Genomic DNA, 11,472 nt, shown 5'->3' with positions numbered 1-11,472 from the left:
TGGTTTTATGGATTTTTATAGATTTATATTAGCTGTTACATGCCCCTTTCAATATATTTAAATCCTTTTGTAATATAGTATTTTTATCTTAGTATTTATTTGTTACTAAGTTTTATTAATTAAATAGTAGTATCTTTTTTTATAAAAGTCAACTACTTTTTAATCCTAATAAATGGGAAGATGGATTTAGAGTTAGAAAGTGTGATTAATTATGAAATGTTTCTATTAAATAAAACAAATTAAAATTTTTCCATTAACAAGAATTTTACGATTCTCTCTAGTAGCTCTATATTTCTTATTTTATATCTTTGAATAGTATCTCTTAAAAGTGCTGATGAATAAATATCACTCACAATCTTATATGCAGATTCTATATCATAATTTCCTGTATGAACTGCTGGGAATCCTCCAAGTCTTATAAATCTTTTTAATTCTTCTCTAGTATTTATATCATCTATATGGTTTACTTGCTTCCTAAAGTCTAAGTATTCACTAAATGATAGAGTATTAACAACCATAATAAATAATATTATTCAATATTTTTTAGGTTTATAACCCTAAAAAATATTATATTTAATTATATTTTTATGGTTACATCACCAAAAATAAAACAACTGTTACTTGCGATTCCCAAGATTTTTTAGACTTGGGATTTATTTGATTGAATATCCTAATTTTTCCAATATTTCCGAATCCAAGTTATCCAGAATATTGCTTATATCTTGAATTTTTTCCGACCAATGTGGAGAAACTTCATCCTGATGACATAATGCAAGTCCATGTTTGTCATATGTTTGTAAAACTTTTGAAAGTATTGAATCATGAGCCATACAATATTCATCTTTATGTACTTCAAAAAAATCTTTTTCTACTAAATAATAAATCCCATCATATGGATAATTTGCTCCCATTCCGCTACCACCATGAATGTTCAAACTCAATATATAATAAGTTACATTATCTTTTTCTATCAAAAAACCACTCTTAAAGTTAATATTCATGATTACTCCTCCTATACAATAATAGTTAAAATTTTTTATTTATTGTATTACTTTAATTTTTGTAAAATTTTTAAAATACTCTCCTCGCATAAATCAATAAATTTCTCAAACTTATTTTCATCAAATAAATCTAAATACGCTTCGTTGAAATCTTTAAAGTTAGGAGATAAAGCTCCATTACCCTCTGGTAAGTACTCCCAATAAATCCACCAACCTCTGATATTATTTCCGCAATCAAACAATAATTTATCTACCTGATCTTTATCTAACTGTTGTCCCTCTGATTTACCATTTTTTGAAGTGCAAAATCCTACATATAGACGGTGATCTATCTCAAATCTCAACAACAAATCTACTTCATCATCCAATTTTTTGATAAAATAGCTAAGACCTGGATAAGTAGAACTTTTTTTATTATAGTATGTATTTACAAGATTATAATTATTGCTTTTATAAGAATATCTCTCCAATTTATTTTCTAGGTTAGATACATTATCAAGGCGACTTTCTATTGATTCTAAAACCTTCTTTATCATATTTATATTGCATATTTTTAAGCTTTTTTCTATCTCAATTGCAGTTTTTATGTTTTCCTTTGAAGATGATATTATATTTACTATTTCTTGTTCTTTTTCTTCTATTAATTGATTTGTCATACTTCTCACCACTCCTATAAACTGTAATATAGTTTCTCTAATTGGCGCTATTTTTATAGTTTCAGCTTGTGAAATACACTGATTTAACCAGTCTAAAATCTCCTTTTCAAAGGATATCTGACTTACCTCTTCATATCCACCACCTCTAACTCGAGTCAATCCTTTCGCACTTTCCACGCTTGGAGCTTTTCCATCTAAAGTCAAATAAAATACATTTGAATTTTTAGAATAAAACTTATAGTAATCAAAGCATTGCTTATACTGATCCTTGGCATAAATTTTCACCTCTATAGGAATGTATTTATCCCCTATTTCAATGGCTAAATCAATTTTTCTTCCATTTGAAATCACATATTCCTTATGAACAACAGCTTTTTTATACTCATAATCGCTAAATTTCATGTGAAGTACATTTTCCACGAAAAGCTTTAAATATGTATATCCTTGATAGTGGCTCCCATTTGGACTTATAAGCTCATATATAAATTTACATATGCAAACTTCATCTCTAGATATATTTAGGATATCAAATATGTTGAAATATCCACCTGTATTTTTATTTATCAACTCATATTTTTCTGAAATATGTGCTATATCTGATAACAATAATTCTATTTTCATTTATTTTCTCCTTAATGATAAGCTTATATTTCCATTGTAATTATATTTAACAACTTTGTGATGAATTTTTTCCAAAATTATTGTGTATTTACTAATTTTTATTTTTAAATGGACATAAGAAAAGTACCTCTATAGAGATACTTAACTTTAATTGTATGTGTTTCCCTTATAATTTATTATTTTTTAAGGGAAAGTTTATCTTAGTAAGGGAATTATTTTAGTCTGATATAGTGGGTTGCCTTTCCAACACCCTCACGCTTTAATTCGCCAGATTTAACCATTTTTCTTAAAGCACCTTCAATAGAACTTACACTTAAATGTGGGCATAATTCTCTAATATCCTGCTTCGTGAATTTTCCAATCTTATTTAGTGTTGCTTTCCTTACCATTTCTATCGCAGGGAGTTTTTCTTCTACAATAGAAAATCTATCTTCAAAATCATTATAGGCAGCTAAAATTATACTAAGGATATATTTTATAAATGGAACAACATCTTCCGTCCCTTCATGCCAACCATGTTGAGCTTGATTTAATGCGTTATAATACAAGTCCTTGTTTTTAGCAATTTTAGCTTCTAAAGATATATATTTACCAACGTAGAAACCATTACGATACAAAAGAAGTGTAGTAAGCAATCTGCTCATTCTTCCATTACCATCATTAAATGGATGTATGCACAAAAAATCATGAATAAATATAGGTATGGCAATTAATGGTTCAAGTTCAAAATTTCCAATAACCTTGTTATACTCCTCACATATTTTGTCTAGTGCCTCGTTTGTTTCAAATGGAGCAATTGGTGTAAATATAATTTCTGTATGTCCATCAGGATAACTTGCACTAATATAATTCTGCACATTTTTTGTCTTTCCTGCCATAGGATTATTCATATAGCTGTACATAATTTTATGAAGCTGTAGTATATAATTTTTTGATATTGGAATAGCGTCAAAGCTTTCGTGAATAATATTTAATGCATCACGATATCCAGCGATTTCCTGTTCATCACGATTTTTAGGAGTAGTTTTTTCTTCCACAAGTTGTTTGATACGAGTGCTTGTAGTAACAATCCCTTCAATTGCATTTGATGCTTCAGTACTCTGAATCTTTGCAATTTCGACAAGTTTTTCAAGCTCTTCAGGTCTTTGTTTAAGATATAACTCTTGTTTACCGGCTTCCTTGTATATTGCAGCTATATATCCGAGAATATCTGAATCCCATTTCTGATCTTTAATTTTAGAGTAATTAAATTCTCTCATTCCCTTAATCACCATTCCTTTCCCTTAAAATATACTATAATTTAAGGGAAAAATCAATTATACTGAATATATCCCCTTAAAACTTATCTATATTTAAGGTAAAACCTTTTAGATATATAGTATTCCCTTTAAATCATATATCTATTCAATATTTAAAGAACTGTTTCTAAATAAAAATAGTCTGTGTATTTAAAAATATTTTTATAAACCATACACAGACTATTTTCTTATTCTACAAAAACAATTTTATCGAAATAGTAATCACACCAAGTATGAAAAGACACGTACCGACAACTCGATTCAGTCTCTTAATCTCGCACTTATTCGCAAACTTAGCACTCACATAAGCACCCAACACGCAAAACGCCACGACAATCAGCATAGGAATATAATCCATATGAGCTCCCATAGCAACATGGCTGACTGCACCAGTTAGCGCCACAAGTGTCATAATCATTGTACTTGTACCAACTGCTACCTTTAGGTTGTATCCAAGGACTATCGTAAATACTGTCAGCATCAAAACTCCGCCGCCGCTTCCAGTAAATCCGCATACCCATCCTATGCCGCATCCTAGAAACATTGCCAAGGCTCTCTTTTTAATTCCGATATCTGCTGAGCCGTCCTCTGCATCGTTGCCCTTAGTCACAGGTCTAACTAAGAATTTTATTCCCAGAAAAATCGTAGTCGCCATAGAGATATATCCAAGTCCGTCTGGCTGTGCTTGTGAGAAAAGATATCCACTGTAGCTTCCAATAACCGTACCTAAAAACGCTGTGATTGCAACGAATACGCCGTTTTTTAAATCTATATTTTTATTCCTATAATAAGTGTACGCTGTCAACATACTCGCGAGAACGTCAGCCGCCAACGCTACTGTGACCGCATCGTAGCTCGCCCATCCACATAAGCTCGTCAAAAGTGGAGTTATAACTACTGCCGCCGAAAGCCCCGCAAGCCCTGTGACAACACCTGCTCCTAATCCTGCTAAAACATAAACTACATATAATATCATATTTGTCTCCTTCTATTTTGTCATTTTTGATTTGCTTTTTTATTTTAATTCTTATTTATGTACTGTATTTTAAATTTTACATTTTTTATTGTAATTTGTATACTTTTCGCAATCGTTTACCTTATAATAAAAGTAAATAAAATAAGAGGAGGGAACACGCAATGAAGCAAAACAAATTTTTAAGTATTTTAATCAGTTTTTCTATAGTATTTATATTGGCTTTTACAAGTATATCTCAAGCTGCTGAATCTACTGGATATTCTGGTCCTAGTTCTAGCATAAAATCAGGAGATTATATGTACTATTCAGTATATGGAGATATATATAAGGTAAATGTAAACACTAGAAAAACATCACTCGTTAAAAATAATCAAGGTGGAGAGATTTACAATTTAACAATTAAAGACGGTTGGATTTATTATACTCTTGATAAAGAAGGCTATGGCGGTTGTTATGATCCATACATTTACAAAGTTAGAACAAATGGTAAGGACTGCAAATCTTTAAAAAGAGGCTACAACCCTGTTGTGTATAATAACAAAATTTACTATATTAAATTAAAAAGTGATCCTTATGGAGATTTAGGTATAGTTGGTATTTACAGAATGTCTTTATCAGGAAATAGCGATACTTGTATAAAAAAATCTAGCGAAATTTCTAAATTTTTAGTTTATAAATCAAATATTTACTATATTACTTGTGATTATCTATATGGAAATGGATATTTAAAACGTACAAGCTTATCAGGTAGTTCAACAAAAACAATGACTTCAAGTATAGACTCTGATAGTGATTTACAAGCATATTATGACTACATATATTTTAATGTTAATGGTAACATATATAAAATTAAAACTACCTCTACAACTAAATATAAAGTTAAATCTAATGCTGATCTTCAAGATTTAAGTAATGGATATGTTTACTATATATCATCTAATAAAGCTTATAAAATGAAATTAAGTACTAAATCTACAACTCGCATTACTAGCAAAACTTCTGTAAATGATATAAGTGTATCTGGTAGTTATATGATTTTAACTTATTTTACTAATAGTATGAATAATACTAATAAGTATTTCTGCACTACTAGTGGAAAAAATGGAAAGCTATTAAAAAGTTATTACAGTGAATAATTATATACAATAACTACATAAAAAGGGAATGAATATAATTAAACTTATTTTATTCATTCCCTTATATACATTTATGAAGTTCTTTCATTAATTTAAAAAGTAACTTGTTCCACCTTAACCTTATACCCGTAATCCTTATCGAGCTCGGCCTTGTTTTTCGTATAAAATCGCCTTCTATTCGCATCGAACTTCAGATTCAAGCTCCTCTTCTGAATCCCCGTAATCCTGTTTTTCAAAATAGACGCAACTGTCTTCTCCTCGCCCCTCTCGAGCTTCAAAATATAGTCCGCCAAATTCGGAATCTCACTCGCTCCAGATATCTCAAACACATGCGACTCCCTACTCATAGTCACACTTTTATTCGGATGGGCGACTAGAATTATCGCGAGGTCGTACTTTTTGGCAAGCGACTTCAGCATTTTCACTGTATTGATTTGCTTTTCGTACTTGTCGGAACCACTACATTCGAGCGTCATCAGGTTGTCCAGCACAAATAATTTCGTCGATTTTTTGACTGCTAGATGCTCTATAACGCTTGATAAGTGAGCCTCGTCAGCACCTACATCCTTTGAAAATATATAAAATTTCTCCCTAGTCCATTCGGCAATCATCTCATGCGCCTCCTTAGTTACCTTGAGATATTCGCCGAAAGTATTTTTGCACCTTCTGATGTCCTCCATATTCGCGACCGTCTTGACAAACCACTCCATAATCATCTGGTAAGTAAGCTCACCAGAGTACAAAAACGCTGGATGACCTAAACTGATCGCATTTGCTATAATCTGGTTTATGATCGTACTTTTTCCAGAAGAAGGCTCGCCCGTCAAAATCGTCAAAGTCCCGTAATTCAGCCCTCCACCTGTCACCAAATCTATAAAATCAAATCCGGTCTGAATAGTTCCAGGCGTCTCGATTTCCATCGGAATTTCCGCAGCCTCAATGTACCAATCCTCTACATTTCCCGATTCAAGTATAGTCGTTTTCAAGCGTTCGACAAACTTCAACAGCTCTGACTGAGGAAGCGCCTTTAAGTTTTCATCAGTATAGCGCATCATCGTCGAAACATTTCGCTTCATCGAAAGCTCCTTGACTATCTTTATGTAGTAAATGGCATTGCTACTAGTCGGCACAGCAGTCACCAAGCTAGAAATATACGCCATCCCACCGATTTGATCCATTTTGCCGATATTTTTGAGCTCGTTTTGAAGCGTAACTAGATCGACCTCGGTATTTTCAGCGAAAATTTTATTCATAGCCTTGTATATTATCTGGTGCTCATTTGCATAAAAATCCTGCGCCGATAAATTCACCTGATTGCCCTCAAGTATGACCTTCGAATCTATTAAAATAGCACCTAAAATACTCTGTTCTGCAGATAAGTTGTATAAATCTTGCATAATTTCTCCTCCCCTTCCGATATAAATTTAATTGCAAGACAAAACCACTAATCTACACTCAGTCGAAAGCCTTATACCCTAAACTACTACAGCCTCCATTTTGTAAATTGGCAAAATTAACCCTTCTAGCAAACACAGGATCCTCTAGTTTTCGCTTCAAAACCAGCCTATCGTAGTATTTTCTCAAGCTATTCGGACATAGTACGACAGAATTCCAAAAATTATTCGGCATATGAACCCATCTAATCATGTCCGCAATTTCCTCAGCACTCCTCTTATCAACCCTAATCATCAAGCCAAACGTCTTTGCCCATTTCTTGAAATTAGGTTTTTTCGCTCGAGGGTTGTTGAACAAAATATTTTGATACAAAATCTCACCTAGTCGATACTCGTCAAGAGTTTCGACGGAGATGTTTTTTATTTTAGTAGATTTATATAGTAGATTTATTATTTGTTCCGGTTTTTGGTCAATTATCTTCGGTTTTTCATCAATCACCCTCGGTTTTTGGTCAATTATCTTTGGTCGCAAATCTGCTACTTCTATTGATTTGTTATTTTCTACGGTTTGTTTTTCAACGACTTGTTCTTTGACTGGCTCTTTATTTATTTCCTCATCCTCTGCTAGAAACATATCAAACGGCGTAGAGGCATCCTCGACTTCTCGCCCTCTAATATCTCTAAACTCATATATGTAATTTTCTACATAAGAATTTTCCGCACGATTATCAAAACCGTCATCTAGACGATCCTCATCGTAAATCATATCGACTATTTCATCTGGATAATCGATATAGTTAATCGGCTCCTCGTATTTTTCGTGATTCTCTTGGCTACTGGCATAATTTACCTTATAATTCACCAAAAGATCGTAGTTTTTAGAAAATGTAAAATAAGAATATGTACCGCGATGCTTAATAGTTATTCGTTTTAATATATCTTTTTCACACATTTTTTTAAATCTTTTATAGACCGCATCCTTTTGTATACTTAAAAGGTCATAGTCCTCCATAAACTTCGAATAGTCTACCCAATAATATTTGATTCCATCTTCTATTCTTGAAATCATTCTTCTAGTATTTACAAAATCAGTAAACCATCTAAGTATGAATAAATCAATATAATCGATTTGTAATTGTTTTGCTATCTTTGAGGAAAACCCCAATATAGTGAATTTCATGGTTCCTTCCTTTCTTGAAATAATCTGTTCTAATATTAAAATAAGCTTTTCTCATCATTTCCATAAAATAATTCCTCCCAGGTAAACCAACCTAAACTCATAAATGGCAGTTATTTTCTTTTAAAAAATTAGAATTCCCCCTATATAATCCTAATTTTTTAACATCAACATAAAATTATCATCATCTAATTATATAATACATCAAATCTCCCACGAAAAAGGTTGAAACTTGCGGTTTTATAATTGTCGATTTAATGCCATGGAATATTCTGAAACCCTTGAAAATACTGAATAAAAGACCCTCTTTTTTCGTTTATAAAAGACAAATTTCAAATATTTAACATACTTTTAACATTTCCTTTTCCTATATATAAATTGGCATTATTTTCGAAATAAAAACTCACCTAACATGGTGAGCTTTCTTATTTATATATAAGCTTTTCATACATTAAAAAATATAATTTTTAACTATTATCCAATAGATTCCATACCTATTCCAGCTTCTTCACATTCTTTTGTATTCTTACAAACAGGATAATTTGTACATCCCAAAAATTTTCTTCCATAACGATTTCTTTCAACCATATATCCACCACAGACCTCACAAACTATTGGATGTTCAAGTATTTCCAACGAGTTACTTGTAAAATCACAAAGCGGATAATTGCTGCATCCTAAAAATTCTCTATCTTTATATCTTCTCTTAACTAAAATTCCATCTTTACACTTAGGACATTTAGGATTTTCTGAAATATTTTCTTTAGATACAGCTTTCACCTTAATTTTAAACGCCTTTTGTAATTCATCACAGAAAATTGAGGAATTCATCTCTGGCACGATTAAGTAGCATTTATTTTTCGTTCTAGTCAAAGCAACGTAAAATAGTCTTCGTTCTTCTGCAAGTTCAAAATCCTCCTGTCTAGTTAAAACAAAATCTAATACAGGATCATCAGTCATTTGATTAGGAAATCCTGCTATTTTATTTTCTAGGTTTATAATGATGACATTTTCTCCCTCTAATCCCTTTGACTTGTGTACTGTTAAATACTCTATTTTTAGATCAGGATACTTCTTATATTTAACAATATATTTTCCCGCCATCTCTTTAATTTCGATTGGATTATCATTTTGATCATCTGAATCATCATTTTTTAACATTTTAATATCAAAATTATTTCTTCCCAAGATAACTATATTAGAATTCGTACCAAATTCACTAACTATATCCTCAATAGCACCTTCAACTGCCTGTAATATATCACCCATATAACCAATTATATTTATTGGATTTTCACATTTTTTATCAGATTTTAAATTTTTAACTAATTGTTCATCATTTTTCATTACAAATTTGCCAGCTATATCGATTAAACTTTGTGAATTTCTATAAGTTTTCTCTATTCTCAACAGTTCATAATATCCTACACATTTGCCAAAATCAGTAAATAAATTTATATCACTTCCTGCAAATCTATATATTGACTGCCAGTCATCTCCCACACACATAAGCTTTGCATTTGTCTGTCTCTTTATTTCCTTTATTAAATTAAATCTACTTTGTGATATATCTTGATATTCATCTATTATGATATACTTATAATCAAACTTTACTTCATCATTTTTTATTATATTTGTAGACTCAATTATCATATCGTTGAAATCTATTTTAGAATTTTCTTCTAAATATTCTTCATATTTTTGATAAATATCTTTAACCATATTCATAAACAATAAATTTCTTTGCTTATTAAAAGGATTTTTCATTTTATTAATATCTGCAATAAATTCATCGAATTTATCTAACTTATATCCTCTAGATTTAAATAGATTGATAAATGTGGATATTAATTTTCTCAACTCTTTAAAATACTTATCTTCTTTATTGGTTATTATCGTATCATAAACCTCTCTATAATCTACTTCCCCAAATTCAACTCCTAGTTGACTAAGCTTACGTCTTAATTCTTGTAATAGAATTCCTTGACTATTGTAATAAGAATACGTCTCAACTAGTACAGTATTATTTTGACGATGTAATTTTCTCTTCCAATCCATTCCCTCTATATATTTTTTCTCCTCTATTGGACTTAACTGAGGTGCTTTATTGTATTCATTTACACCAAAATGCTCTATGTATATATCATATTCAGGTAAATAAAAATCCGGTGAATAATGTTTTCTATAATTATCTTTTATGTCGTATGGATATTTTTTTTCATAAACATACTCTACATTATTTAGATAAAGATAATTCGCTATCATTACTTCTTCTAAACTCTTTACTCTCTCACCTTTTATTGTGCGTCTTTGATTTTTTAGTATTTCTTCATTTTCTTTATTAAATTGGCTTATTTGTTGCTTACCTTTTAAAGTTGTATAATCTATATGCTTCATACGTTTATAGTATTCACCTATATTATCGTAATTATCAATATCTGGAGGTATGTTTATATAATAACCATAAAAATCTATCAAGCTTTTTAATTTTTTTTCGTCTTTGTAAATTACATTTTTAAAATATTTATCTATAAAATCATTTAAATCATCTGATATATCAGGGCTTTTCTTTCTCTTTTGTTTTATAATATCTAGACCTAATTTATGAAATGTTTTTGATTCTATATCTATATTTAATTTATCAGATATTCTCGCAGTCATCTCTTGTGCAGCTTTTCTAGTAAATGATATAAGCAGAATTTCTTTTGGATTAATATTTTTCAAATCAACTAGATATTTAACCTTGCCTGATATTGTAAGTGTCTTTCCACTTCCTGCCCCTGCTAATATCAGGGTATTATCTTCATCCACAACTACGGCCATTCGTTGTTGATTGTCTAAGCTTTTACCATCTATATTGCTCAATAAGTCCGAACTACGAGACAACTCCTTATTGACATATTCTTTATTCCACTCTTTTCTTAAATCCTCTAAATTAGAATATATTTGCAAAAATTCCTTTATTTTTTCATTATTATGATTTTTACATTCTCTATATAATCCCTCGTATCTTTCAATTAAATCCACTTTAATAGAATAGGTGAAATATTCCTTTCTATACAATTCTATCTCTTGTAAAAATAAATTTACTTTTGATATCTTGTCTTGTAATAATTGTTTTTTCTCTTGTACATTTTTTACATACTTAATCCCCACAAATAGAACTATTATTAGTAATATTAAAATAGCGTATACCATAGTATTTATTTTCCC

Annotated in this window: 9 protein-coding genes; 1 reads left to right on the top strand and 8 read right to left on the bottom strand. The window is 30.5% G+C overall.

Features of this window, described 5'->3' with window-relative positions; all coding sequences use genetic code 11:
* Window positions 1–239 precede the first annotated feature (239 nt).
* The 5 genes from SPD90_RS14850 to SPD90_RS14830 all read right to left on the bottom strand — a co-directional run bounded on the left by SPD90_RS14850 (window position 240) and on the right by SPD90_RS14830 (window position 4,552).
* On the bottom strand, window positions 240–518 hold the full coding sequence (locus tag SPD90_RS14850) for a hypothetical protein (RefSeq protein ID WP_320925757.1): 279 nt from the start codon (window positions 516–518) through the stop codon (window positions 240–242).
* 135 nt (window positions 519–653) lie between these two features.
* Window positions 654–1,001 (bottom strand): hypothetical protein, encoded by a 348-nt coding sequence (locus SPD90_RS14845; protein WP_320925756.1) that lies wholly within the window; start codon window positions 999–1,001, stop codon window positions 654–656.
* A gap of 47 nt (window positions 1,002–1,048) precedes the next feature.
* Window positions 1,049–2,278 (bottom strand): PDDEXK-like family protein, encoded by a 1,230-nt coding sequence (locus tag SPD90_RS14840; protein WP_320925755.1) that lies wholly within the window; start codon window positions 2,276–2,278, stop codon window positions 1,049–1,051.
* 212 nt (window positions 2,279–2,490) lie between these two features.
* The gene (locus SPD90_RS14835; RefSeq protein WP_331680593.1) at window positions 2,491–3,552 is read right to left on the bottom strand and encodes a Fic family protein; all 1,062 of its coding nucleotides are present in this window, start codon (window positions 3,550–3,552) and stop codon (window positions 2,491–2,493) included.
* A gap of 217 nt (window positions 3,553–3,769) precedes the next feature.
* Window positions 3,770–4,552 (bottom strand): sulfite exporter TauE/SafE family protein, encoded by a 783-nt coding sequence (locus SPD90_RS14830; protein WP_320925754.1) that lies wholly within the window; start codon window positions 4,550–4,552, stop codon window positions 3,770–3,772.
* A 161-nt stretch (window positions 4,553–4,713) separates the two neighbouring features.
* On the opposite strand from SPD90_RS14830, the gene SPD90_RS14825 reads away from it, so the two are divergent.
* A complete protein-coding gene (locus SPD90_RS14825) occupies window positions 4,714–5,688 on the top strand; it encodes a DUF5050 domain-containing protein (RefSeq protein ID WP_320925753.1) in 975 nt (324 codons plus the stop codon).
* A 92-nt stretch (window positions 5,689–5,780) separates the two neighbouring features.
* Here the strand turns inward: SPD90_RS14825 and SPD90_RS14820 are convergent, their stop codons facing one another.
* From SPD90_RS14820 to SPD90_RS14810, 3 genes are all read right to left on the bottom strand, one after another.
* Window positions 5,781–7,085: a DnaB-like helicase N-terminal domain-containing protein gene (locus SPD90_RS14820; protein ID WP_320925752.1), complete on the bottom strand. Its 1,305-nt coding sequence runs from the start codon at window positions 7,083–7,085 to the stop codon at window positions 5,781–5,783.
* Window positions 7,086–7,143: 58 nt separating this feature from the next.
* Window positions 7,144–8,262 carry a hypothetical protein gene (locus SPD90_RS14815; RefSeq protein WP_320925751.1) on the bottom strand — a complete coding sequence of 373 codons (1,119 nt, stop codon included), beginning with the start codon at window positions 8,260–8,262 and terminating at the stop codon, window positions 7,144–7,146.
* A gap of 471 nt (window positions 8,263–8,733) precedes the next feature.
* A complete protein-coding gene (locus SPD90_RS14810) occupies window positions 8,734–11,457 on the bottom strand; it encodes a UvrD-helicase domain-containing protein (protein WP_320925750.1) in 2,724 nt (907 codons plus the stop codon).
* Window positions 11,458–11,472 lie beyond the last annotated feature (15 nt).

Origin of the sequence: Intestinibacter sp. (genome assembly GCF_034113885.1) — a bacterium.
Classification (GTDB): domain Bacteria; phylum Bacillota; class Clostridia; order Peptostreptococcales; family Peptostreptococcaceae; genus Intestinibacter.
The sequence above is the reverse complement of the archived record's forward strand: the minus strand, read 5'-3'. Positions and strand labels throughout refer to the sequence as shown.